The organism is Chryseobacterium sediminis (assembly GCF_008386505.1).
Taxonomy (GTDB): Bacteria; Bacteroidota; Bacteroidia; order Flavobacteriales; family Weeksellaceae; genus Chryseobacterium; species Chryseobacterium sediminis.
This window is the reverse complement of record NZ_VUNZ01000002.1, coordinates 655,547-680,623: the sequence shown is the minus strand read 5'-3', so window position 1 is coordinate 680,623 and position 25,077 is coordinate 655,547. Positions and strand designations below refer to the sequence as shown.

The 25,077-nt window shown below is 36.8% G+C and carries 22 protein-coding genes; 15 read left to right on the top strand and 7 right to left on the bottom strand.

Going from position 1 to position 25,077, the window contains the following annotated elements:
* Positions 1 to 5: 5 nt before the first annotated feature.
* From FW780_RS15255 to FW780_RS15185, 15 genes are all read left to right on the top strand, one after another.
* Positions 6 to 371, top strand: a complete 366-nt coding sequence (locus tag FW780_RS15255; protein WP_002981890.1) for an FtsL-like putative cell division protein — start codon at positions 6 to 8, stop codon at positions 369 to 371.
* Positions 355 to 2,346 carry a penicillin-binding transpeptidase domain-containing protein gene (locus tag FW780_RS15250; RefSeq protein ID WP_149834340.1) on the top strand — a complete coding sequence of 664 codons (1,992 nt, stop codon included), beginning with the start codon at positions 355 to 357 and terminating at the stop codon, positions 2,344 to 2,346. Before FW780_RS15255 ends, FW780_RS15250 begins: the two co-directional genes overlap by 17 nt.
* A 43-nt stretch (positions 2,347 to 2,389) precedes the next feature.
* Positions 2,390 to 3,850, top strand: coding sequence for a UDP-N-acetylmuramoyl-L-alanyl-D-glutamate--2,6-diaminopimelate ligase (locus tag FW780_RS15245; protein ID WP_149834339.1), 1,461 nt, complete (start codon positions 2,390 to 2,392; stop codon positions 3,848 to 3,850).
* A gap of 89 nt (positions 3,851 to 3,939) precedes the next feature.
* Positions 3,940 to 5,181: a phospho-N-acetylmuramoyl-pentapeptide-transferase gene (gene mraY, locus FW780_RS15240; protein ID WP_089693495.1), complete on the top strand. Its 1,242-nt coding sequence runs from the start codon at positions 3,940 to 3,942 to the stop codon at positions 5,179 to 5,181.
* Between the two features lie 60 nt (positions 5,182 to 5,241).
* The gene (murD, locus tag FW780_RS15235; protein WP_149834338.1) at positions 5,242 to 6,567 is read left to right on the top strand and encodes a UDP-N-acetylmuramoyl-L-alanine--D-glutamate ligase; all 1,326 of its coding nucleotides are present in this window, start codon (positions 5,242 to 5,244) and stop codon (positions 6,565 to 6,567) included.
* A 42-nt stretch (positions 6,568 to 6,609) separates the two neighbouring features.
* Complete coding sequence (locus FW780_RS15230) at positions 6,610 to 7,848, top strand: FtsW/RodA/SpoVE family cell cycle protein (RefSeq protein WP_149834337.1); 1,239 nt, start codon at positions 6,610 to 6,612, stop codon at positions 7,846 to 7,848.
* 1 nt (position 7,849) lies between these two features.
* Positions 7,850 to 8,947 carry an undecaprenyldiphospho-muramoylpentapeptide beta-N-acetylglucosaminyltransferase gene (murG, locus tag FW780_RS15225; RefSeq protein ID WP_149834336.1) on the top strand — a complete coding sequence of 366 codons (1,098 nt, stop codon included), beginning with the start codon at positions 7,850 to 7,852 and terminating at the stop codon, positions 8,945 to 8,947.
* A gap of 81 nt (positions 8,948 to 9,028) precedes the next feature.
* Entirely contained in the window at positions 9,029 to 10,387 is a 1,359-nt protein-coding gene (gene murC, locus FW780_RS15220; RefSeq protein WP_149834388.1) for a UDP-N-acetylmuramate--L-alanine ligase, read from the top strand.
* A gap of 199 nt (positions 10,388 to 10,586) precedes the next feature.
* A complete protein-coding gene (locus FW780_RS15215) occupies positions 10,587 to 10,964 on the top strand; it encodes a GxxExxY protein (RefSeq protein ID WP_149834335.1) in 378 nt (125 codons plus the stop codon).
* Between the two features lie 43 nt (positions 10,965 to 11,007).
* On the top strand, positions 11,008 to 11,979 hold the full coding sequence (locus FW780_RS15210) for a cell division protein FtsQ/DivIB (RefSeq protein WP_174774464.1): 972 nt from the start codon (positions 11,008 to 11,010) through the stop codon (positions 11,977 to 11,979).
* Between the two features lie 87 nt (positions 11,980 to 12,066).
* A complete protein-coding gene (ftsA, locus tag FW780_RS15205; protein WP_149834334.1) occupies positions 12,067 to 13,452 on the top strand; it encodes a cell division protein FtsA in 1,386 nt (461 codons plus the stop codon).
* 91 nt (positions 13,453 to 13,543) lie between these two features.
* Positions 13,544 to 15,454, top strand: coding sequence for a cell division protein FtsZ (gene ftsZ, locus FW780_RS15200; protein WP_149834333.1), 1,911 nt, complete (start codon positions 13,544 to 13,546; stop codon positions 15,452 to 15,454).
* A gap of 90 nt (positions 15,455 to 15,544) precedes the next feature.
* Positions 15,545 to 15,991, top strand: coding sequence for a GatB/YqeY domain-containing protein (locus FW780_RS15195; RefSeq protein ID WP_047379989.1), 447 nt, complete (start codon positions 15,545 to 15,547; stop codon positions 15,989 to 15,991).
* A gap of 456 nt (positions 15,992 to 16,447) precedes the next feature.
* The gene (locus FW780_RS15190) at positions 16,448 to 16,858 is read left to right on the top strand and encodes a BrxA/BrxB family bacilliredoxin (RefSeq protein WP_079243608.1); all 411 of its coding nucleotides are present in this window, start codon (positions 16,448 to 16,450) and stop codon (positions 16,856 to 16,858) included.
* Positions 16,859 to 16,964: 106 nt separating this feature from the next.
* Positions 16,965 to 18,479, top strand: a complete 1,515-nt coding sequence (locus FW780_RS15185) for a GH3 auxin-responsive promoter family protein (protein WP_149834332.1) — start codon at positions 16,965 to 16,967, stop codon at positions 18,477 to 18,479.
* 65 nt (positions 18,480 to 18,544) lie between these two features.
* Here FW780_RS15185 and FW780_RS15180 read toward each other — a convergent pair whose 3' ends face one another.
* From FW780_RS15180 to FW780_RS15150, 7 genes are all read right to left on the bottom strand, one after another.
* On the bottom strand, positions 18,545 to 18,955 hold the full coding sequence (locus tag FW780_RS15180; RefSeq protein WP_149834331.1) for a hypothetical protein: 411 nt from the start codon (positions 18,953 to 18,955) through the stop codon (positions 18,545 to 18,547).
* Positions 18,956 to 18,983: 28 nt separating this feature from the next.
* Positions 18,984 to 19,346, bottom strand: coding sequence for a hypothetical protein (locus tag FW780_RS15175; RefSeq protein WP_149834330.1), 363 nt, complete (start codon positions 19,344 to 19,346; stop codon positions 18,984 to 18,986).
* Positions 19,347 to 19,350: 4 nt separating this feature from the next.
* A complete protein-coding gene (locus FW780_RS15170; RefSeq protein WP_167510724.1) occupies positions 19,351 to 20,322 on the bottom strand; it encodes an endonuclease/exonuclease/phosphatase family protein in 972 nt (323 codons plus the stop codon).
* A gap of 73 nt (positions 20,323 to 20,395) precedes the next feature.
* Positions 20,396 to 21,385 (bottom strand): endonuclease/exonuclease/phosphatase family protein, encoded by a 990-nt coding sequence (locus tag FW780_RS15165; RefSeq protein WP_167510723.1) that lies wholly within the window; start codon positions 21,383 to 21,385, stop codon positions 20,396 to 20,398.
* A 9-nt stretch (positions 21,386 to 21,394) separates the two neighbouring features.
* Positions 21,395 to 22,123, bottom strand: a complete 729-nt coding sequence (locus tag FW780_RS15160; protein WP_149834328.1) for a rhomboid family intramembrane serine protease — start codon at positions 22,121 to 22,123, stop codon at positions 21,395 to 21,397.
* A 6-nt stretch (positions 22,124 to 22,129) separates the two neighbouring features.
* Positions 22,130 to 23,920 (bottom strand): DNA mismatch repair endonuclease MutL, encoded by a 1,791-nt coding sequence (mutL, locus tag FW780_RS15155; RefSeq protein WP_149834327.1) that lies wholly within the window; start codon positions 23,918 to 23,920, stop codon positions 22,130 to 22,132.
* 316 nt (positions 23,921 to 24,236) lie between these two features.
* Positions 24,237 to 25,064, bottom strand: a complete 828-nt coding sequence (locus FW780_RS15150) for a YoaK family protein (RefSeq protein WP_149834326.1) — start codon at positions 25,062 to 25,064, stop codon at positions 24,237 to 24,239.
* Positions 25,065 to 25,077: the final 13 nt, after the last annotated feature.

Below are 25,077 nucleotides of genomic sequence, written 5' to 3'. Positions count from 1 at the left end.
AAGCTTTGGCAAAAAGAACAACAAATCGCCCCCAGAAAAGACTCACTTTTATAGATATTATAAAAGGAAACTTTCTGAATCGTGATGAGATCAAAATACATTATAAGTATTTCCTCCTGTTGTTTGTTCTGATGATGGCCATGATTTATACCAACCATCTCGTCAATAAAAAAATAAAAATTGTAAACGCCTTAAAAGAGGAAACAGAAGAATACAAATCAAGAAACGCTTACGCCCAGAGTAAGCTGATCAAAGTAAAAATGGAATCAGAGCTGGGGAAAGAGGTTGCCCGGGATTCATTAATGACCCTGGAAAACCACCCTCACAAATTGCTAATAAAACTGGACAGTACAGATGCAAAAGCAAAATGAATACGACAATAAACGTAAGAAAACGTTACGATGGGGCTACCTCTTTGCAGTGGTAGCTTTGTGCGTGTTTGTCATGTTTTTGGCAAGAATTGTTATTCTTCAGAATACCAATGTTCAGGAAATTAAAGACGATTACATTAATAAAAACTATCGTGAAGCTACTTTAAAGGCAGCCCGCGGTAACCTTTTTGCGTCTGACGGTTCTATTCTCGCAACTACTGTAATGCGATATGACATCTATCTTGACTTCAAGACGATGAAAGATACCGTATACTCCAATAATATCGGAGCGCTGACGGATTCATTGAGTAAAATGTTCGGAAAATCCAGAGGAGAATTCAGACAGAAATTTGACGAGCAGAAGAAAAAGAAAAACCAATACTACACTTTAGTGAAAGGGCTAGATTTTGATCAGTATGACAGAATCAGAAAGTTCCCGATCTTCAAAAGAGGTAAAAACAAGGGAGGTTTTATCGTTGACAGAAACTATAAAAGAGAACTTGCCACTTCAGAAATCGGAGCCGGAACTATTGGTATGGATAACGGAGAACTTAGATCAGGATTGGAAGGAGCTTTTTCAAAATATCTGACAGGAACGGACGGAAAAAGACTTGAGCAAAGAATCAATTCTTCACAATGGAAACCCATTGACTTCTGGAAAGTGCAGGAACCGGTAGACGGAGAAGATGTATATACAACCTTAGACCTTAGAATTCAAGACATTGCACACTCCGCACTTGAGAAACAGCTGATTAATTTTGAAGCCAAACATGGTACCGTAATTGTCATGGAAGTTGAAACCGGAAAAGTACGCGCCCTTGTCAACTTAAGAAGAACAGATTCAGGAGATTACGAAGATTCTTACAATTATGCCCTGAAAGACAATATCGAACCGGGATCTACTTTTAAAACCATTTCGCTTTTAGCAGCAATGGATGATGGATTTATTGATGAAAACACAACAGTAAATGTAGGAAACGGAGTTTGGGTATATGCAAAACAGAGAATCTCTGATGGCCACGGAGGTGGAACTTATGATATCAGTGACGTATTGGCAAAATCCAGTAACGTAGGAACGTCAAAACTGATCACAAAGTATTATGCAGAAAAGCCTCAGATCTTCCTTGACCACCTGAAACGTTGGAAATTATTCGACAAAATGGATATCGAGCTTCCGGGAATCACAAAACCAAAGATCGTAACTCCACAGAATAAAAGATGGAATGCAGCAACACTGGCTTCTATTTCTTACGGATACTCTTCCAATATCAACCTTCTGCAACTGACGACCTTTTACAACGGGGTTGCCAATGGAGGAAAAATGCTTAAGCCATTATTCATCGATAAAATAATGAAAGATGGAAAAGTGATGTACAACGCGAAGCCTGAAGTAATGGTCAACAAAATGGCATCTGAAAAAGCTATTAAAATGATGACCAGTGCTTTAACCAAAGCTGTAGAAAAAGGAACAGGACGAAGTATCTTTACTCCCAACCTGAAAATGGCAGGAAAAACAGGAACCGCAAGATTTGAATACTGGCTGCCTGGTCCAATGAAATACCGCGCATCATTTGCAGGATTTTATCCGGCTGACGCCCCAAAATATACCTGTTATGTAATGATTAGTGAACCTAATACTGCAAAAGGATTTTATGGAGGTTCCGTTTCAGCACCGGTATTTAAAGAAATTGCAGGAAAAACATTCCTGAAAACACCTCAAAACATTGAAAAAGAAATGCTTGTAGACAAAAAGGTAAACCTGAGCAAAATGGTTGAACCTAATGTTAAAGTAGCAGTAAATGATAAGCAAATGCCTAATGTGGTAGGATTAATTGGTAAAAATGTAATCCCGCAATTGGAAAACTTAGGATATCGTGTCGACTATAAAGGAGTGGGAAGAATTAAAGAACAGTTCCCTCTTGAAGGCACAACGATCAGTAAAAACCAGAGAATTTATTTGTCTCTGCAGAATTAAATAAGGATTTAAAACAAAATAGGGCAAAGCCTTATTGATAAAAATGATTATAACAGAATTAGTAAACAGAATACCAGTACTGGAAATTCACGGTGATAACAACCGTGAGGTTACTGAATTGGTAATCGACAGCAGAAAAGTTACAAAAGGCTCTCTTTACATTGCAATGAGAGGAACGGTAGTGGATGGTCACTCATTCATTGCATCTGCTATTGAAAAAGGTGCAGCAGCAATTGTTTGCGAAGAATTTCCAGAAATATTGGTTGAAAACGTAACCTATGTTCAGGTAAAAGATTCATCTAAAGCCTTAGGTCACCTTGCTTCTAATTTCTACGGAAACCCTTCTCAGAAACTAAAACTGATAGGAGTTACGGGAACTAATGGAAAAACATCTGTTTCTACCCTTCTTTTTGATGTTTTCAAAAACCTGGGCTATGAATCCGCATTGCTTTCCACTGTTGAGATCAGAATTGGCGAAGAAATTATTCCGGCTACTCATACCACTCCGGATGTGATTACAATCAACAGAATTTTATCGGAAGCAGTAGAAAAAGGATGTGAATTCGCTTTCATGGAAGTAAGCTCACATGGAATCGCTCAAAACAGAATTGAAGGATTACACTTCAAAATAGCAGGGTTCACCAATCTTACTCACGATCATTTAGATTATCATAAAACCTTTGAAGAATATTTAAAAACTAAGAAAAGATTCTTTGATCAATTAGAAGATACAGCCATTGCCATCACCAACGCGGATGACAAAAATGGAAATGTCATGCTTCAGAACACTAAGGCTAAAAAGAAGTCTTATGCATTGAAAACCATGGCAGACTATCACGGAAAGCTTTTAGAAGTAGATTTCAACGGAATGCTGTTGAACTTCAACGGAAAAGAATTCTGGACGACATTGACCGGGAAATTCAATGTATATAATTTACTGCTTGTATTCGGAATTGCTGCTGAACTAGGTTTTGGGCAGGATGAAATTCTTCAGGCTGTAAGCAAATTAAAAAGAGTTTCCGGTAGATTTGAAACTTTCAAATCCGATGGTGGAATTTTCTTTATCGTAGATTATGCACACACTCCGGATGCATTGGAAAACATTCTGGACAGCATTAACGATATCAGAACCAAAAATGAAAGATTAATCACCGTATTCGGTTGCGGAGGAGACAGAGATCACTCCAAAAGACCTGAAATGGGAAATATTGCCACAAAAAAATCTACATTGGCAATTATCACTTCAGATAATCCGAGAACAGAAGATCCTGCACAGATTATCAAAGAAATTGAAGCAGGTGTTGAACCACAAAATTTCAGCAAGTACACTTCAATTCCGGATAGAAGAGAAGCCATAAAGATGGCTATAAAATTTGCAGAACCTAAAGATATTGTTTTAGTTGCCGGAAAAGGCCACGAAAACTATCAGGAGATAAATGGTGTGAAACATCATTTTGATGACAAAGAAGTAATTAATGAGCTTTGGAAATTAATGAGTAAATAAATTTTAAATTAAAAGATTTAGAAATTCTGGAATTAAGACAATAAGAATTTCTAAATACCTTAATTTCTTAATCTTTAAATGAAATAAACATGCTATACTATCTATACGAATATCTAACCAACCATGGAATTCACGTTCCCGGATTAGGATTGTTGAAATACATTTCCTTCCGTGCCGGAATGGCTGTATTATTCTCTTTGATTATTGCTCTTGTCTACGGAAAAAGAGTAATCAATTACCTGAGAACAAAACAAATGGGAGAATTGGTACGTGACTTAGGATTAGATGGCCAGAAACAAAAAGAAGGAACTCCTACCATGGGAGGTCTCATCATCATTTTGGCAACCATCATCCCGGTATTGCTGTTTACAAGGATTACCAATGTGTATATTGTTCTGCTGCTGGTTTCCATGTTTTGGATGGGGGCAATTGGTTTCCTTGATGATTATTTAAAGAAAATCAAAAAAAACAAAGACGGATTAAGCGGTAAATTTAAAATTGTAGGACAAGTTGGTCTAGGGCTAATTGTCGGAATTACAATGTATTTCCACCCGGATATTACTGTTAAAAGAAAATATGCAGATGCTAAAGTAGTCAACAGAAACAATGTAGAACAAAACTTTATGCCTACAGAAAAAATTACTGTTTCTACCGTACCTTTTGCAAAAAATAATGAGTTCGATTATAGCGGAATTTTATTTTGGATGAATGATAAAGATGCCCATGAGTGGGCATGGATTGTCTTTATTCCCATTGTGATCTTCATTGTAACAGCTGTTTCAAACGGAGCCAATATCACGGATGGAATTGATGGTCTCGCAGCCGGAACCAGTGCCATTATACTGCTCACACTGGCGCTCTTCGCTTATCTTTCAGGAAACATCATCTTTGCAGATTACCTTAATATTATGTTCCTTCCGAATATGGGAGAAACCACCATTTTTGCCGTGGCAATGGTAGGAGCAGTGATCGGATTCTTCTGGTACAACACCTATCCGGCACAGGTTTTCATGGGAGATACCGGAAGTTTGATGCTGGGAGGAGTAATTGCTGTTTTAGCCATTATTTTAAGAAAAGAATTGCTGATTCCTGTATTATGCGGAATCTTCTTAATTGAAAACGTATCTGTAATGCTTCAGGTAGTTGTTTTCAAATACAGAAAAAGAAAATACGGGTTGGAATATGCCCAAAACAATAGACTATTCAAAATGTCACCATTACACCATCATTATCAGAAAGAAGGTTTCCACGAAAGTAAAATCGTGAACAGAATGATCATCATCGGGGTAATATTGGCGATTGTATGTCTGATCACACTAAAAATGAGATAAAATTAAAAGCTGTAGCAATAAGCTTAAAGCTTAAAGCCTATAGCATAAAGCTTTTATAATATGAAAATAGTTGTTTTAGGAGGTGGAGAAAGCGGATGCGGTGCTGCTTATTTGGCAAAAAAGAAAGGTCTGGAAGTATTTCTTTCAGATAAAGGAGCTATTAAGGATAACTATAAGCAGTTTCTTACCGATAATGAAATTGAATTTGAAGAAGGTAACCACGATGAAGAAAGGATTTTAAATGCTGACTGGATCGTAAAAAGCCCGGGAATTCCGAAAAAAGCGGAGATCATTCATAAAATTCATGAAAAAGGAATCAGACTTTCCTCTGAAATTGAATTTGCTTCTGAATTTACAGACGCAAAGATCATTGCCATTACCGGAAGCAACGGAAAAACAACAACAACTTCCCTGATCTACTACATCCTGAAAAACGACGGATTGAATGTAGGTTTAGGAGGAAATATCGGCTACAGCTTTGCCAAGCAGGTGGCAGATGAAAACCATGAATATTATGTATTGGAAGTAAGCTCTTTCCAGCTGGATGATATTCAGAATTTCAGACCTTATATTTCTTTACTGTTGAATCTGTCCCAGGATCATCTGGATCAGTACAACTACAACTATGAAGAATATGCTTTGGCAAAATTCAGAATCACTGAAAATCAGGAAAATGATAATTTCTTCATCTACAACAAAGATGATGAAATGAGCAAAAATCTTCTTGAAAAGCTTGAAATAAAAGCTAAAATGGTTCCTTTCTCAACAAAAGAGAAATTATCTGAAGGAGGTTTTGTGAATGAAGATGAAATTGTGGTAAAAATGAAAGATGAATTCTCAATGAAAGTTGACGAATTGTCTCTGTTGGGAAATCACAATGTAGCCAACAGCTTAGCGGCATCTATTGCAGGTAAGATATTAAAAATCAACAATGAAAGCATCAGACATTCACTGATGACATTCCAGGCTGTAGAACACAGACTGGAATTGGTGACTGAGATTGATCATGTAAAATACATCAATGACAGTAAAGCAACCAATGTGAATGCTACTTATTATGCTTTGGAAAGTATGAAAACACCAACCGTATGGATTGTTGGTGGATTAGATAAAGGAAATGACTATACCGAAATTGAAGATTTAGTCAAAAGAAAAGTGAAGGCCATTGTATGCCTTGGAATTGATAATAAGAAGATTATAGATTTCTTTAAAGACAAAAAAGAAGTTATTTATGATACTTCAAGCATGGAGGAAGCCGTGAGAATTTCAAAATCACTGGCTAAAAAAGGAGATACCGTTTTACTATCTCCATGTTGTGCAAGCTTTGACTTGTTCAAAAGCTATGAAGACAGAGGGCGCCAGTTTAAGGAGCAGGTATTAAAGTAAAATGTTTTTTGTACAAAGTACATTATACATCAATACAAAATTATGGACGAACAGAACACAGAAAACAGATTTGAATTTCTAAAGGGCGATAAAGTACTTTGGATGGTCATCCTTGTGATCTCCATCTTCTCTATTTTCCCTGTATACTCTGCAAGTTCAAATCTTGAATACATTGTCAATAACGGAACTACAACTGGTCACGTTATCAAGCACATGTTCTTTGTAGTCTTGGGCTTAGCAATTATGAGACTGGTAGGAACTATAAAATATGAATATATCGGAAAGCTCAGCAGTATCCTGCTCGGCCTTATGATTGTTCTGTTGATTGTCACCATGTTTACCGGGCAGACCATTGACGGAGCCAGTGCTTCCAGATGGTTGAAAATCCCGGGAACACCAATTTCATTCCAGCCTTCATCATTTGCCTTTTTAATGCTAATCATCTATCTGTGTAGATATTTAACCAAAAAGATCACAAGAGAGAGGCTCCCGATAGAGAATATCATGTATATTTTCGGACCTATTCTTCTTGTTTTCGTGTTGGTAGCAAAGGATAATGGTTCCACGGCATTAATGATTCTAATGGTTTCCGTAGTGGTTCTTGTCATAGGCCAGCTTCACTGGAAATACATTGCAGGATTTATTTCTGCCTCATTTGTAGCCATTGTTTTATTTTTATTAATAGCTCTGAATACTAATATGATTGGCGGAAACCGTGTTCACACATGGATGAGCCGTGTAGAAACATTTACCTCAAGCAAAGCAAAATCTGCCGATGTAGATGACGAGAGTGTAAAAGCAAAAAACTATCAGGTAATGCAGGCCAAAGCAGCCATCGTACATGGTGGTATTACCGGAATGGGACCAGGAAAAAGTGCATTGAAGCAAATGCTTCCACAGTCTGCCTCCGACTTTATCTTCGCGGTGATTGTAGAAGAATATGGAGTGATTGGAGCAGCTTTTCTGATCAGTTTATACCTGATTATGATGATAAGGATTGTGATGATTGCCAGTAAGATGCCGGCATTTTTCGGATCGCTGCTTGTACTCAGCCTCGGGGTAATGATTTTCATTCAGCTTTCGGTAAATATAGCCGTTGCGGTGAATCTGATCCCTGTAACAGGACAGCCACTGCCTTTGATAAGTTACGGAGGAACCTCAATGCTGGTAACCTACTTACAGTTAGGTATTATTTTAAATATAAGCTCAAGGATTCAGATTTATGACGAAGAAGGAATGGGCAAAAAACAAAGTATAGCAGAAATAAACGATATCGCTTAAAATGGACAAAAAATTAAAAATAGTATTATCTGGCGGAGGAACAGGAGGACATATCTTCCCGGCTATTGCCATTGCTGATGAGATCAGAAAGAGATTTCCTGATGCAGAATTTTTGTTCATTGGTGCCAACGGAAAAATGGAAATGGAAAAAGTTCCACAGGCCGGCTATAAAATTGAGGGAATTGATATTGCAGGAATCGACAGAGGAAATCTGTTATCCAACCTAGGATTGCCTTTCAAAATTCTGAAAAGCTTATCAAAATCTAAAAGGATTATCAAAAACTTCGCTCCTGATTTTGCAGTAGGAACTGGAGGATTTGCCAGCGGACCCGCTCTTTATGAAGCAAGCAAAATGGGAATTCCTATTTTCATACAAGAACAGAATGCACATGCGGGAGTAACCAACAAAATTTTAAGCAAGAAAGCTAAAGCCGTTTTTACAGCCTATCCAAAAGTAGAAGGCTTTCCGGCAGAGAAAATAACATTCCTGGGAAATCCTATTCGTGAAAACATCGTTTCAGGAATGCAGGACACCGCTCAGGCAAAAGAAAAAATGGGATTGAATAAAGACAAGCTTACAATTCTTTCGGTAGGAGGTTCTTTAGGCTCCAGAACTCTGAACAATGCATGGAGATCTCATTTAAAACAAATTGCAGATAAAGATTATCAGCTGATCTGGCAGACAGGAAAGCTTGATTATAAAGATATTGTCAACGAAACAAAAGATACGGACACACGTAATATTCAGATCCTTGAATTTATCAAAGATATGGAACTGGCCTATTCTGCAGCTGATATCATCGTTTCTAGAGCCGGAGCTATTGCCATTTCAGAGCTGGCTGTAGCACAAAAACCGGTGCTTTTGGTGCCTTTCCCTTTTGCAGCGGAAGACCACCAAACTAAAAATGCCATGAATCTGGTTGAAAAAAATGCAGCCAGAATGGTAAAAGACTCTGAAATGCAGGAAAAGTTCTGGAATACATTGTCAGAAATCTGCGAAAATGAAAGTGTAAGACAAGAAATGTCTGCCAATCTGAAATATTTTGCCAAGCCAAACGCCGCAAAAGAGATTGTAGACGAAATATTTAATAAACTGTAAAAAGTACCATTGTAAAATGTATTAATGATAACAAAACTCATGAATACATGATACATGAATACAACAATACAAAACAAAGGAATGAACATTTTACAAACATATCAGACTTTTTACTTCGTTGGAATCGGAGGTATCGGAATGAGTGCATTAGCGCGCTATTTCAATGCATCCGGAAAAAAAGTATTGGGCTATGACAAAACCAATACAAAACTGACTCAGAATCTGATGAATGAAGGAATTGATATTGTTTTTGAAGACGTTATTGATGAAAGGGTAACCTCTCTTCAGAAAGAGGATACATTGGTCATTTATACTCCTGCCATCAAAACACTTGGAATCTTAGATTATTTCAACCAAAATCAGTTTGAAGTTTTAAAAAGAGCCAAAGTTTTAGGATTAATTACTGAAAATACAGACTGTATTGCTATAGCAGGAACTCATGGAAAGACAACTACGTCTACCCTTGTGGCCCATTTATGCAAAGAAGCAGACCTGCCTTTCTCATGCTTTTTAGGAGGAATCTCTGAAAACTTTAAATCCAACTTTCTATACAACGGATCTACTTATTCTGTGGTAGAGGCAGATGAATATGACAGAAGCTTCCTGAACCTTTCTCCGGATTGGGCTGTGGTAACATCAACAGATGCAGACCACCTGGATATTTATGGAGATAAGAGCCATATTGAAGAAGGATTCAGACAGTTTGCAGCTTTAGTACCTCAAGATAAACAGCTCTTTGTAAGAAAAGGAGTTGAAATTGGCAGAGAACATCAAACATATGCTGTCAATGAGCCTGCTGATTACTATTCTGACAACCTGCGTATGGATCATGATAAAATTTATTTTGACTTCCATACTCCTACTGAAACAATAAAGGATTTTGTGTGGGAAATTCCGGGAATCCATAATGTGGAGAATGCTACTGCAGCACTGGCTATTCTGCATAATTTAGGCGCAGATTTTGATACGCTGAAAAAAGCTATTGCCAATTTTAAAGGAATTAAAAGAAGATACACCAAACATATTTATCAAAACGGTAAGATTTATATTGATGATTACGCCCACCACCCTACAGAGATCAATGCTGTAATGGGTTCAATCAGAACATTTTACCCCGATAAAAAAATAACAGTGGTATTCCAGCCCCACCTTTTCAGCAGAACAAGAGATTTCGCGGACGGGTTTGCAGAAAGTTTAAGCAAAGCAGATGAGCTTATTCTGCTTGATATTTACCCTGCAAGAGAACTTCAGGAGAACTTTGAAGGAATTACTTCAAGCTGGCTGCTGGACAAAGTAACATTAGATAAAAAAGAAGTATCAACATTATCCGATGCTTTTGAAAAAATAAAAGAAAAAGATTTTGATATCCTTCTTACCGTAGGCGCAGGAAATATAGATACCCTGTATGATCCTATCTGTGAATGGATAGAGAAAATTTGAATATATTAAGTATAAACGCAGTGTACGCAAAGGTAGAATAAGAATTTGTTCGCAAAGGCGTTTCACTTAGCAATAATGATAAAATAACAAATTTGATAAAAAAGGATATTATAGCCGTAGCTAAGTGAAACGCCTTCGCGAACGGATAAATAATAAGATTACTTTGCGATCATAGCGTTAAAAATAAAACACAAAATGTATGATAGAAAATGAAATTTCAGAGATTGTTTTCAATACTGGAATGAAAATACATCGTACGCTTGGAATTGGACTTTATGAAAATGTATATGAAGAATGTTTAGTGTATGAACTAAAAAACAGAGGATTAAATGTAGAAAGTCAAAAAAATATTGACATTGAATATGAAGAGTTAAAAATTTCTAAAGCGTTCAGAGTAGATTTATTAATTGAAAACAAAGTAATAATCGAAATAAAGGCAGTTCAGGAAATTAATGATTATCATTTTTTCCAGATTTTAAATTATTTAAGAATAACAGATATAAAACTTGGAATGATTTTAAACTTCCATTCAATGTTATTTAAAAATGGAGTAAAACGAGTTGTAAATAAATTATAAAGAAAATAAAACTGCTTTACGTCCTTTGGGACTAAAGAAAAATATGAAAAATAAATACAGAATATTAAAAATTGCTGTCACTGTAATCATCCTTGGATTGTTACTGAGTTTCTCGTTGAGGAGATTCAGCCACCAACAGATTACAGACAATAAGATTTCTGTAAAAATGAGTGAAAAAACTCCGGTTTATTTTGTTGATGAAAAAGACATCAGAGAGATTGTAAAAAAAGAAAACCCTTCTGGAAAAGTGGGTGATCTTAATATTCCCTCTTTAGAAAAAAGAATCAATTCTCTTCCGGCAGTCGACAGTGCCAATGTCTATCTGAACCTGAACGGAAAACTGAATCTGGATATCAAACAGAGAGTTCCTGTTTTCAGGCTTAACAAAGATGGAAAAGATTTTTATGTAGATGAAAAAGGAGTTGAATTTCCGATTTCAAGAACATATTCGCATCCATGCATGCTGGTAACCGGAAACGTACAGCCGGATGAATATGAAAAACTGGCAGAACTGGTAGGAAAGATAGATAAAGATGATTTCAGTAAAAAATATTTTATTGGGATTTCAAAAAGTAAAGAAAACTACAATCTTCTGACAAGCGAAGGAAATTATCGGGTAGAGATTGGAGACCTGGATAATATTGATTTTAAAGTAAAAGGATTTAAAACCTTCGTGGAAAAATATCTTGTATATCAGGATCCACAGAAGTACAGCATGGTTTCAGTAAAATACCAGAATCAGATTGTTACTACTTTAAACCCATATTTTAAAGAGAACGACAGTATTTTAAAAGCCGGAAAATTAGAACTGGCAAAGGGGCCTTCCCCAATGGCTGCAGCAAAAAAGACAGAAACCAAACCAAAGACAACCGAAGCCAAAAAAACAAGCTCCATCCCGGCAAAACCGAAAGAGAGTACGAAACCAAAAACACATACAAAAGAGGCGAAAAAAACAGAGAAAAAATCAACTGCTAAGGCCTTGTCCAAGCCCAAGGCAAAAGTAAAAATAGAATAAGTCCTTTCAAGGGCACTCAACACACAAATAGGAGATTATCCTTAGAGAAAAAAAGGAAAAAGTAGAAAAAATCAAATCGATATAAAAATGGAAAATCAAGAGTATTCAGTAGGTCTGGACATCGGGACAACAAAGATAGTCGCGATTGTCGGAAGAAGGAATGCACACGGGAAAATAGAAGTTCTCGGTGTAGGAAAAGCTAAAAGTCTTGGTGTTCATAAAGGTATTGTGAATAATATTTCACAGACTATTAATTCAATCAAGGCTGCAGTATCCGAAGCACAATCCAGTGCCGGTGTTCCTATCCGCAAAGTTACGGTAGGTATTGCAGGAAAACACATCCGTTCTCTGCAGCACTCCGATTATATTATGCGTGAACATCCTGATAAATTTATTACAGACGATGACATTGAAGCGTTAAAAGATCAGGTGAAAAAACTGGTTATGCTTCCTGGAGAAGAAATTATCCACGTACTTCCTCAAGAATATAAAGTGGATTCCGAAGGTGAAATTCAGGAACCCGTCGGAATGCATGGAAAGCGTTTAGAAGCCAACTTCCACGTTGTAGTAGGCCAAATGGGCAGCATCAGAAATATTGCCAGATGCGTTCGTGAAGCCGGATTAGAAATGGAAGCCCTTACTTTAGAGCCATTGGCATCTTCAGAAGCTGTTCTTACAAAAGAAGAAAAAGAAGCCGGTGTTGCGATTGTTGACATTGGTGGTGGTACAACAGATATTGCGATATTTAAAGATAATATCATCCGTCATACCTGTGTGATTCCATACGGAGGCGGAATTATTACCGAAGATATCAAAGAAGGCTGTTCCATTATAGAGAAACATGCAGAACAACTGAAAGTAAAATTCGGTTCGGCTGTTCCCGAATTAGAAAAAGACAGTACTTTTGTAACCATTCCGGGGCTTCACGGCAGACCGGACAAAGAAATTTCTTTAAAAACTTTAGCACAGATCATCAATGCAAGAGTAGAAGAAGTTTTAGAAATGGTTAATACAGAACTGAAAGCTTATGGAGCTTTTGAACAAAAGAAAAAGCTTATTGCCGGAATCGTTCTTACAGGTGGTGGTTCAAACTTAAAACATCTTCGTCAGCTGGCCAATTATACCACAGGTTTTGACAGCAGAATCGGTTTTGCGAATGAATATATCGCCAACGATAAAAATCAGTACCTGAAAGGCCCTGAATTTGCTACGTCTATCGGGTTACTGATGGAAAGTTTAAAGATCAGAGACAAAAAGCAGAATGCTGATGAAATCATAGAAGTTGTTGCAGAACAGCCAAAGCCGGAAACCGCTTCAGTACAGACAGAAACTGTTCAGCCGGTTCAGCAGGCAGCACCTGTTCAGGAGCAGCAGTCTTTTGAAAATGAAAGACAGGAGAACAGAAAGGCGAAATTGACCTTCGGGCAGTCGCTTATGGAAAAAGTAAAAAAATTCTTTGAAGAAGTAGAGTAAATTATAAATGATGAATGATAAGCGATAAACGATCTTTTCCTTATCAATTATCATCAATCAATTATCAATTATAATTATTAAAAGTATAGTTATGGAAAATATAGGTACACAAGGATTTTCATTTGATTTGCCAAAAGGAAATTCATCCATCATAAAAGTAATCGGTGTAGGGGGCGGTGGAAACAACGCTCTGAAGCACATGTACGAGAAAGGAATTCACGGGGTAGATTTCGTGATTTGTAATACAGATGCTCAGACTCTTGATAATAACCCGGTTGCTAATAAAGTTCAGTTAGGAACCACGATCACAGAAGGTCTTGGAGCGGGTGCAGACCCTGAGGTTGGAGAAAAATCTGCAATCGAAAGTATTGAAGATATTAAAGCTGCTATGGGACAAAACACCAAAATGGTGTTTATCACTGCCGGAATGGGTGGTGGTACCGGTACCGGAGCCGCTCCTGTCATTGCTAAAGTAGCAAAAGACATGGGAATTCTTACCGTAGGTATTGTTACCGTTCCTTTCAGTTTTGAGGGTAAAAGAAGACTTGATCAGGCTGAAAACGGTCTTGATAAACTAAAAAATAATGTTGATTCATTAATTGTGATCAACAATGATAAACTAAGACAGCAGTTTGGAAACCTTGGATTTAAGCAAGGATTCTCAAAAGCCGATGAAGTTTTAGCCAATGCAGCCAAAGGTATGGCAGAAGTTATTACAGGTTACTTTGATGTAAACATTGACTTTAGAGATGCTAAATCTGTACTTCAGAATTCAGGTACCGCTTTGATGTCTACAGGAACTGCTTCAGGTGAAAATAAAGCCGAAGAAGCCGTAAGAAAAGCTCTGGATTCCCCATTATTGAATGATAATAAGATTACAGGGGCTAAAAACGTTCTGTTATTGATCAGAAGTGGTGCTGAAGAAGTGACTATGGATGAGATTGGTATCATCATGGACCACATTCAGAAAGAAGCTGGAAACACAGCAGATATTATCTTCGGAGTAGGTGCTGATGAAGAACTAGGAGATGCTGTAAGCGTTCTTGTTATCGCAACAGGATTCTCTAATGAAAACAAGAAATTTGCTGGACCTACAGAGAAAATCAGAATCAGTCTTAACGACAGTTTTGATGCTCCGAAAAACTCCCCTTTCAAAACAAGAGAGGAAAGAGAATCTACACCTGATGCAGCAGATTCCGGCAGAGCCAATCATTTCAGATTAGATGATGAAGACCACAGCACACAGTTCAAGGTTACATCTATTGAAAAAAAAATGATTCTTGAAGAAGAACAGGTGAAATCTGAAATAAAATTCTCTGACAAAGAGGAAGATATAGTAAATACTCCTGAAAACAGCTGGAGAAACGAAGAGGAAGGAGAGCAGGAATACAGCTTATTTACTATTGATGAAGAGAATGAAGATCCAAATGACCTGGAAATTCAGTCTTTCTCATTTGATTTTGAAAATAAAAAAGATGAGCCACAGTCTGGAACTCCATTCGGCAGCTCTTTTACAGAAGAAAAACCTGTTGAATTCAGTTTCTTTGTAAACGAACCAGTCAGAAATGAGCCTAATACTGATTTTGGGCAGCCAAAAGCAGAGTTTAACAATCCGAGCAATGCTGCTGTAGCTGAGCCGGCTCAGAAAATTGAAACCTTCTACCAGAAACAGGAAGAACCAAAAGCTGAAACAAGAACAGCTTTTGAAAACAAAACAGAAATTGAAACTCCGAAAACAGAAGAATCAGAATTCACTTTTGTGAATAAGACGATTGACCAGGACAGAGTGATTGAAAGAAGAAATAAATTGAAAGAATTCAACTCGCGCTACCAAAGCTTTGACAGCACCAGTGAATTTGAATCAATTCCTGCTTTCAAAAGAAAAAATATTTCGATTGACGGAACCAATGCTTCAGATCAGAACATCAATACATATCTGTCTGACAACAATGGTTCTATGCAGATCAGAGAAAACAGATTTTTAAATAAAGACGTAGATTAAACGCTATAAGCAGTACGCAGTAAGCTATAAGGCAATTCCAGCCGAATCAAAAGGCTTACTGCTTATTGCCTAAAGCCTAAAGCCCAAACCATGAGTTTAGAAAATATAATAAGCGAAGCTATAAAAACAGCTATGAGAGAAAAAGACAGAGTAGCTCTGGACTCTCTTCGTGCTGTAAAATCTCAGATTCTTCTTTTACAAACAGAAGCAAGAGGCGCTGAAGTTTCCGCAGAGCAGGAAATTGCTATTCTTCAGAGAATGATCAAGCAGCGTAAAGATTCTTTTGAGCAGTTTTCTGCCCAGGGGAGACAGGATCTTGCAGAAGTAGAAGAAGCTCAAATGAAAGTAATTGAGAAGTTTTTACCTAAACAGCTTTCAGCTGAAGAGCTTGAAACAGAAATTAAAAATATTATTTCTGAAACCGGAGCTGAATCTATCAAAGATTTAGGGAAGGTAATGGGAGCTGCATCGAAAGCATTAGCTGGAAAATCAGACGGAAAAAGTATTTCCGAGATGGCTAAAAAGCTTTTGTCTTAGTTGAAAACTAACCGTTGACGGGAGATTCATTCCCCTTCAACTTATTTTCTATCAACTATTTATATTAGGATATACAACCTTTGCATATCGATTTGATTAAAGAAGCCCGGAACTCTTCAGTTCCGGGCTTCACTTTCTTTGGATATTAAAGTTTGTTAATCAGTTTTGATTCTAAACTGTAAAAAGAATTAAGATACTACCATATTTCATAGAGTATTTAAGTGATTGATTGCTTGAGGGAAAGCCTTAAATGTTTTTTTCATGGTCGTTTGTTTTTCAGAATCATTTCAAAATTAATAATAATTTTCCATTATTCCTAGTCTTAATTCACATTTTTTTGAATATTATTACAATATTAATATTTGATTAATTTTTTATGACTAATCAATTGATAGTTTTTATATATTGAACAAACGCAAAGAAATGCTTAACTTTGTACAGATAAAAACAAAATATATGTATCCAACAGATTTAGTAATGCCAATGAAGGCAGAGCTTACAGATAAAGGTTTCCAGGATTTAACAACGCCAACTCAGGTAGAAGATGCGTTGAAGCAGTCCGGAACTACATTATTAGTAATTAATTCCGTATGTGGTTGTGCTGCAGGAGCGGCAAGACCAGGAGTTGTTTACTCATTAACCGGAGATAAGAAACCTGATCATTTAACAACTGTATTCGCAGGATTTGATACTGAGGCAGTAGTAGAGGCAAGAAAACACCTTGCTCCATTCCCTCCAAGTTCTCCATGTGTAGCTCTTTTCAAAGATGGTGAATTGGTTCACATGCTGGAAAGACACCACATCGAAGGAAACCCTGCAGGTGCTATCGCAGCAAACCTTCAGGCTGCATATGACGAATATTGCTAAGAAAACAATAATCTAAATATCAAACCGTTACATATTTTGTAGCGGTTTTTTTATTTAATCCTGCAAAAAATTTTCAGAAAATTCAAATATCATTATATTTGTTGGAATGGCAACCAAAGCACTTTTCAATACCGTAGTTAACTGGTTTATCCGTCAAAGGATTGATCAGATACAGAATTTCATGGACCATCCCATTGAGACCCAGAAAGGTATACTTTTTTCTCAGCTGTTTCATGCAGAGGATACGGAATATGGTAAACTATACGGATTCAACTCTATATCAAGTTATCAGGATTTTAAAAACAAGGTTCCGATTGTTACCTACGAAGAAATGGAGCCTTATATTGAAAAAGCAAGACAGGGATACAAGGATGTAAGCTGGCCCGGGCTCATTAAACATTTTGCCAAATCATCGGGAACCACCAATGCCAAGAGCAAATTCATCCCTATTTCTGCTGAAAGCCTTGAATACTGCCACATGAAGGCAGGAAAGGACATGGTATCCATTTATGCCAATAACCATCCCGAAAATCAGCTTTTTAATTATAAAAATTTACGTTTAGGCGGAAGTTCTGAACTTTATGCTGATTTTAACACAAAATTTGGCGATTTATCTGCTATTTTAATTGATAATCTTCCGTTTTGGGTAGAAATTACGACTACTCCAAGCAAAAAAGTTTCCCTGATGGGAGAATGGGAAAGTAAGCTGAAGGCAATTACCTCTGAAGTAAAAAATGAAGATGTGGGAAGTATCCTTGGGGTACCAAGCTGGATGATGGTTCTTCTTCAAAAAGTTCTGAAGGAAACCAATATCGGAAGTATTTCAGAGCTATGGCCGAATTTGGAGGTGTTTTTTCACGGTGGAATCAGTTTTAAGCCCTACAGGGAGCAATTCAGACAGATCATCGGAAAAAACATCAATTACTACGAAATTTACAATGCTTCTGAAGGCTTCTTCGGGATACAGGACAGATCAGACAGTGATGAGATGCTGCTGATGCTGGATTATGGTATATTCTACGAATTCATTCCTATGGATCAGTTCCATTTTTCAAACCCGAAAGTGGTAAGCCTGGAAGATGTGGAAGTGGGAAAAAATTATGCAATGGTTATTACAACCAACGGCGGTCTGTGGAGATACCTTATTGGAGACACCGTTATCTTTACATCAACGAATCCGTTCAGAATTAAAATAACAGGAAGAACCAAACATTATATCAATGCTTTTGGGGAAGAACTGATGATTACCAATGTGGAATCTGCTCTTTCAAAAGCCTGTGAAGTTACGGGAGCCCAAATCACAGATTTCACAGGAGCCCCTGTTTTTATGAAAGGAAACGAAGGAGGTGCCCATGAATGGATTTTTGAATTCAGTCAGCATCCGGATGACCTGGACAGCTTTATTGATGCTTTTGATAAGCACTTAAAAACCATCAACTCTGATTATGAAGCAAAGAGATACAACAATATAACCCTTAAAAGACCTATTGTACACATCGCTAAAACCAATCTTTTCTATCATTGGCTGGAAGCTAAAGGAAAACTTGGCGGCCAGAATAAAGTACCAAGGTTGAGCAACGACAGAGAATATATTGAACCTTTGCTGGAAATGAATAAATAAAAAATACTCTCTTTACAACTAAAAAATAAATGCCGTAATTCTGTTTGAATTACGGCAATTTTATTTTATTTACTTAAATCTTCTTTTACTTTTTTCGCAGCTTCCTCTACTTTTGAAGCTCCTTTTTTCGCGGCTTCTTTGGCATCCTGTCCTACTTTATTTGCTTCAGTTTTGATATCCTGACCAGCCTTGTGAAGATCCTGTTTCGTTTTATCGGCTGTTGCATCAATTTTATCTTTAGCTTTCTGAGCAGCATCGTCGATCTTGTTTCCAGCGGCATCTACTTTTGCTTTCACATCTTCTTTTGCATCGTTGATCTTTGCAGTATCAACAGTGTTTGGGGTTTCTGTAACGGTAGTAGTGGTTGTCGTAACTGATCCGTCAGCATTTTCTACCTGTTCTGTTTTCGTTGTTGATTTTGTACATGCTACAGTGAATACTGAAATCACTGCTGCTGTAAGGATTTGTTTTTTCATATTATATATTTTTTAAATGATTTTGACTTTATTGTGTCTTAGCGTCTGGTGTTGAAGGTGTTTCTACAGGTTTCTGCTTCTTTTCTGCCTCTGCCTTTTTCTTCTCCTCTTCTTGTTTTGCTTTATTTTCTTTTTCAAGTTCTGCTTTTAGCTTATTCTCTTCTTCCTGAAGTTTTTTAGCCTGTTTTACAGAATCAAGATATTGAGGGGAAGACATTCTTATCTTGCGTGCAATATCTACTGAAACTGCCCCCGTGGAAAAAGAATCAACAGCAACAGTATCATAATTCATCTTAACTTCCTGCTCAGCAGCGAATCCCGGAGTTTCTTTCTTGGAACATGCGGTGAAGAGGATAGTGATAATAAAAATCGCAGGCAGTAAATTTTTCATGGAACTAATTTAGCAGAAATTCTGCAATTACAGGATAGTGATCCGATAATTTCACAGACTGGTCTACTTTATAGCTTAGAGGAATAATGGATTTTGAACTGAAGATATAATCAATTCTCAAAGGAACTTTATAGTCATGAAAACTGCTTGCACTCCCCTTTCCTGCCACTAAAAAGGCATCCTGAAGGTCTTTCCCCAGATTATAATATTCATAAGAATTGGGAACAGAATTGAAATCTCCAGCTAAAATAACCGGATAAGGAGATAAATCTACCATTTTTCTGATTCTTTTCACTTGGTCTTCATGAGCCTGAAATGTAGGTGTCATATGCGAAAGGAGTTGGGAAACATTTCCAAAACCTAAACCGTCAAGCTTTGTAAACATAGATTTATGAAGTCTGAAAGGCTCAAGATACACATTCACTATTCTGATTACTTTTCCATTGATATCAATATCAGCATAGAATGAATTTCCTCTTGCCTTCTCATCAATCAGTTCTGCCTGTCTTACAATTTTGTGTTTTGTTTTCAGAATGACAGAAGGATATTTTATAAGATCTCGTTTTATAGCGCGGTTGGTATCTTTTTCCTGTACAAGAATAATGTCCGCATCCTGTTCTTTAATATAATTTTTTACTTTATCCCAACCGTATTCCCCATATTTTACGTTAAATGTCAATACTTTAATATCCCGTATTGTTTTTACATTCTCTGTTTTCGGGGAAAAGTTGATCCATCGTCTGATCGGATTATAGAAAATAAGAGTACCTAATGCAAAAGCGATAGCTATTTTTTGTTTTTTAAAGATCCAAATCAGTGTAAGAATTATATGTGCCAGTATAAGATAAGGGAAACCAAGCGAGAGAAGATTCAGATTACCCAAAAGGTTAGGCGGAATCCATGCATTTCCTAAAGTGCATAACAACAAAACAGCAATAACGATATGTATAAATAGTAATATCTGATTCGACTTCATGAAAAAACGGTCTTGGTACGGTTTTCTTTCAACAAAAATCCTACCAAGCAGACAATTTTAACTCTTTTTATGATTATTTGCTCTCTGCGGAAAATTTCACGATGACAGGATAATGATCTGAAATACTTACAGAACGGTCAACTTCATAAGATATTGCCTTTAATGACTTTGAAGAAAAAACATAGTCGATTCTAATTGGAAATTTATAATCATGAAAACTGGTTGCACTGCCTTTTCCGGCCGTTAAAAATGTATCTTCAAGACCGTCTGATAAATGGTAATATTCGTAAGAATTAGGGACAGAATTGAAGTCTCCGGCAAGAACAACAGGATAAGGAGAATTTTCAATGACTTGTCTGATCAAAACTGTCTGCTCCTGATGTTTCTTAAAAGTAGGGATAAGCTTTTTTACAACATCTTTTGCTTTTTGTTCGTTGGTATCAGTGTCTCCATTAAGCCTTACCATATCTTTATCAAAGCGGAATGGATTAAGGTATACATCAATAAACCGGTATACCCTTCCATTAATCTCTATATCTGCCTGTAAACCAGGAATTCTTATATTTTCATCTTGCGGATCTATGATCTGCTGTTTAATGATTTTATGCTTGGTCAAAATCGTTAAACCTCCTCCTGGATTTACTTTTTTATATCCTTCAAATTGGTAATCATTACCAGCATCTTCCTGTAAAAGAATAACATCCGCATCCTGAGACCTTAGATAAGGTCTAATCTCTTTGTTTCCTCTACCGCCCGCTCTGGTATTGAAAGAAACTACTTTTATCTCAGCATTTCCTTTTCTATCAGAGTAGTTAACCCATCGTTTTACCGGATTAATAAATGCCAGCCCGGCTAACATAAATACAAACGCTCTTTTTTTCCAGCTGAAAACCCAGAATATCGTCAGAAGGATATAAAGGATCATAAGCACTGGGAAACCTAAGGAAAGTAAGTTAAACCATGGAAAAACCTTCGGTGGAACATATGCATTCAATAGTGTGCCCAACAGCAGAAATAAAATTCCCAGATGCAGGATGAATAGTATAAGTCGGAAAACCTTCACAATAGTATTTTAATTGAAACGGTACAAATGTTTTTTCCAAATTCTTGCCAGCAGCCACCCTACCAAAGCTCCACCTACGTGAGCAAGGTGAGCAATGCCACCTCCATTTCCGGAAACACCAAGGTATACGGAAACAACAACGATAATAGGCAGCAGGTATTTTACTTTTATAGGAACAGGAATAAACATAATTCCAATTTTAGAATCAGGATATAATGTTGCAAATGCAGCTACAACACCGAAAATAGCTCCGGAAGCACCCACCATGGGCGTGGCTACAATACCTTTGAAACTTTCCAATAATTCTTTTTGTTTAAGAATAGAATCCGCATTCCCAGCAAACTCAACACTGGCCCCAGATAGATAGGCATTTACATTAAATCCAAGCTGTTCCAACTCATGGGAAAGCTGCTGAACTTCTACAAAGTTCCATGCATTAAACAGAAAAAACGCACCAAGGCCACTAGCAAAATATAAAATCAGATATTTTTTATCGCCCAATGTCTGCTCTAAAATAGGTCCAAAGCTGAATAATGTCATCATATTAAACAAAATATGCATGATACTTCCGTGCATGAACATATGTGTAATAATCTGCCATGAATGGAAAAAAGGTGAGAACGGATAAAAACCCGCGAGATAACCAATCATTTGGTTTCCCATAAAATAAGTAACAATAAATACTATAACATTAATGATAATAATATTCCTTGTAATGGGCGGTATATTGTTAAACATAATTTTTTAAAATTTGTTTTTAAAGTCATTAAACGGAACTTCATAATAGCATCTTTTTCCATCCGGTAAAAATTCCGGGAAGCCTAGTGCTGTAAAGTCTTTGATCAACTGTTCCGCATCTTTTTTATAAATAAAGTCAAATCTTGACTTGGATTGCATTTTGTTCCATTGGTTATGGTAATACTGCAAAAATTCTTCTTCTGTCTTGTATTCCAGGATTTCAAAAAGGTTTTCCAGGAATTGCATTGCCTGTGTTTCTTTTAATCCTTCAGGAAGAGAATCTATTCGGAGTACACTTTCATGAGCAATTTTCATGTCAAACCCTAATTCCGGAAGATATTTTTTGATCGAATTGTATTTTGCCTTCTCAATTTCATTCATATGATATTCCAGGGAAAAAAGAAGAGCATGGCTGTTTGTGCTTGATTTTCTGGTGGATTTATTCCCTTCAGAAACCAATAATCTGTGCATTCTTCCGAGATCCAGCATCAATGTTACATCACCTTTATTGAAAAGCCAGTAGCCGTTCGGAAGTCTCATCAAATCTTCGTCAAAATCTTCATCTTCAAACAAATTGATCTTTGAAGGTTCAGCAGTAATATTCTGATGATACATTTCCGTAAGGTTTTGAATTTCTTCCGGATGTACTACATTTTTTTCTTCCAGAAACGGATTATAATCCTTGTCTACAATGATTTCCGGCATTTTTACAAAACCACTTCCGCCACCATTTCCTTTACTTGGAATGGGTTTATTCATCATTTCATCCAATTCAGGATCTCTGTCAAAATCAAGGCTTGGAGAGACATTATAAATCCCCAAAGATCTTTTAATGGTTGAGCGCAGCAAAGCAAAAATAAGATGTTCATCTTCAAATTTCACTTCGGTTTTCTGTGGATGAATATTAACGTCTATTTTCTCTGGATCAAGTTCCAGGAAAAGGAAAAACGAAGGAACATATCCTGGCTGCAGAAGTCCTTCAAAGGCTTCCTGTACTGCTTTATTAAAATATGGGCTTCTGAAATACCTTCCGTTCACAAAAAGAAACTGCTCTCCTCTTGCTTTCTTAGCGCCTTCAGGTTTGGCAACAAATCCATGAAGTTTACACCAGATAATATCTTCTTTGATAGGAATCAAAAGCGGCTGAAGTTTTCTTCCGAAAACATCTACAATACGCTGCATCTGACTTCCTTTTCTCAATCTGAAAACAGCTTCATCATCGTGGAAAAGGGAAAATTCCAGATTCTCATGAGCTAAGGCAACACGCTGAAACTCATCGATTACGTGTCTGAATTCAATATTATTATTTTTTAAAAACTTCCTTCTTGCAGGAACGTTATAAAAAAGATTTTTTACTAAAAAATTTGATCCGTCTGCTGTCTGAACCGGGTCCTGAAACTGGAAAACTCCACCTTCAATATAAATATTAGTCCCGATAGAGGTGTCTTTCTGTTTCGTTCTGAGTTCTACCTGTGAAACTGCTGCAATAGAAGCAAGAGCCTCACCACGAAAGCCTTTTGTGGCAATTTTAAAGATATCTTCTGTTCCCTTGATTTTGGAGGTAGCGTGTCTTTCAAATGCCATACGGGCATCTGTTTCGGACATTCCTTTTCCGTCGTCTACCACCTGAATAAGATTTTTACCGGCATCTCTGATGATCAATTCAATCTTCGTTGCATCTGCATCTATAGCATTCTCCAAAAGTTCTTTCACGATGGATGCAGGCCGTTGCACCACCTCTCCCGCTGCAATTTGGTTGGCTACATGATCCGGTAAAAGCTGAATAATATCTGACATAAAAACGTAAATCAACTTACAAAAATAGTCAATGGAAACGGGAATTAAAATACTAAAATCGTGATTTAATATTTAATTATCAACATTTTTGCCTATTTATCCCCAACTGATTTTTTTAATGTTTGTAATGAAGGGCGTTAGCGTGTTTATTAATCTAATTGGGAAATTTTCATTTTAACGCCATTGAAAAACAGGATAAAAAACAACAGGTTTATAGATTTTCAAAATATTTTTAAAGAAAAACACCCCTATTTCATAATAAAATAAGGGCATTTACAGCTAGTTTATACAAAAAATTAATAGTGTGTTTTATATTTTAATCCTCAAAGACAAGCTTTCTTTTCTTCTCTCTTTTAGGAATTCCATGGATTTTATCATATAGAAAAGCAAAGAGATTAGGTTTTTTATAAATCCTGCTATATCTATACTTTGTATTAAAGTGTCGGACATGAATTTTATAGGCATCATATCCGATGACAATCAGAAGACATATACTGATTACATAGAAAACTCTGAATTCCAGATAGTAATATGTCAACCCTGAGAATACAGCTCCCATTACATAGGCAAGCATAATACTCATCAGAAGTTTTGCTCTGCCAATGAGTTCTCCGTTTCTTCTGTATTTTTTCTGTGTAAACATAGATACCAGAATTCCTAAGTCGGTGGTTGTTCCGGTAAGGTGGGTTGTTTTCACAGAGAAGTTGGAAATACTTGCAGTAAGACCGTTTTGCAGTCCGGTAGCAAAAAGCATCAATGCTACTAAATATTCTGTTTCTTCTAATGTTTTCTGATAGTAAAACTGCCCGTATATTCCTACAAAAAGAAGACATATAATTTCCAGCGCAATGGGCATGGAATGAGCAAAATATTTACTTTTCTTATTAAAATTGATAACAATAAAGTTGGATAGAAAGCTTCCGAAGAAGAACAAAAAGATCCATCCGCCTACAACTCCTACCTGCGTCCAGTTTCCTTTGCTTATTTCTGCTGCTAAAATAGCGTAGTGTCCTGTTACATTCGATGTAAAAGAGAGAAATATCAATAGGGAAGCGATATTTATAGTACCCGCCGTAAAGGCAGTCAGCGTCCCCAACCTGATATTATCTCCCAGTGTCCTGCTGTTACTATAATTTCTTAACATTTTTTTATTTTTT

Bases quoted from the DNA above. Each gene is read 5' to 3' on its own strand.
- mraY (WP_089693495.1), top strand. From the start codon at position 3,940: ATGCTATACTATCTATACGAATATCTAACCAACCATGGAATTCACGTT.
- FW780_RS15190 (WP_079243608.1), top strand. From the start codon at position 16,448: ATGTATCCAACAGATTTAGTAATGCCAATGAAGGCAGAGCTTACAGAT.
- FW780_RS15195 (WP_047379989.1), top strand. From the start codon at position 15,545: ATGAGTTTAGAAAATATAATAAGCGAAGCTATAAAAACAGCTATGAGA.
- FW780_RS15215 (WP_149834335.1), top strand. From the start codon at position 10,587: ATGATAGAAAATGAAATTTCAGAGATTGTTTTCAATACTGGAATGAAA.
- FW780_RS15245 (WP_149834339.1), top strand. From the start codon at position 2,390: ATGATTATAACAGAATTAGTAAACAGAATACCAGTACTGGAAATTCAC.
- FW780_RS15150 (WP_149834326.1), bottom strand. From the start codon at position 25,064: ATGTTAAGAAATTATAGTAACAGCAGGACACTGGGAGATAATATCAGG.
- murG (WP_149834336.1), top strand. From the start codon at position 7,850: ATGGACAAAAAATTAAAAATAGTATTATCTGGCGGAGGAACAGGAGGA.
- murD (WP_149834338.1), top strand. From the start codon at position 5,242: ATGAAAATAGTTGTTTTAGGAGGTGGAGAAAGCGGATGCGGTGCTGCT.
- FW780_RS15230 (WP_149834337.1), top strand. From the start codon at position 6,610: ATGGACGAACAGAACACAGAAAACAGATTTGAATTTCTAAAGGGCGAT.
- FW780_RS15210 (WP_174774464.1), top strand. From the start codon at position 11,008: ATGAAAAATAAATACAGAATATTAAAAATTGCTGTCACTGTAATCATC.
- FW780_RS15170 (WP_167510724.1), bottom strand. From the start codon at position 20,322: ATGAAGTCGAATCAGATATTACTATTTATACATATCGTTATTGCTGTT.
- FW780_RS15160 (WP_149834328.1), bottom strand. From the start codon at position 22,123: ATGTTTAACAATATACCGCCCATTACAAGGAATATTATTATCATTAAT.
- FW780_RS15185 (WP_149834332.1), top strand. From the start codon at position 16,965: ATGGCAACCAAAGCACTTTTCAATACCGTAGTTAACTGGTTTATCCGT.
- murC (WP_149834388.1), top strand. From the start codon at position 9,029: ATGAACATTTTACAAACATATCAGACTTTTTACTTCGTTGGAATCGGA.
- FW780_RS15250 (WP_149834340.1), top strand. From the start codon at position 355: ATGCAAAAGCAAAATGAATACGACAATAAACGTAAGAAAACGTTACGA.
- ftsZ (WP_149834333.1), top strand. From the start codon at position 13,544: ATGGAAAATATAGGTACACAAGGATTTTCATTTGATTTGCCAAAAGGA.
- mutL (WP_149834327.1), bottom strand. From the start codon at position 23,920: ATGTCAGATATTATTCAGCTTTTACCGGATCATGTAGCCAACCAAATT.
- FW780_RS15180 (WP_149834331.1), bottom strand. From the start codon at position 18,955: ATGAAAAAACAAATCCTTACAGCAGCAGTGATTTCAGTATTCACTGTA.
- ftsA (WP_149834334.1), top strand. From the start codon at position 12,067: ATGGAAAATCAAGAGTATTCAGTAGGTCTGGACATCGGGACAACAAAG.
- FW780_RS15175 (WP_149834330.1), bottom strand. From the start codon at position 19,346: ATGAAAAATTTACTGCCTGCGATTTTTATTATCACTATCCTCTTCACC.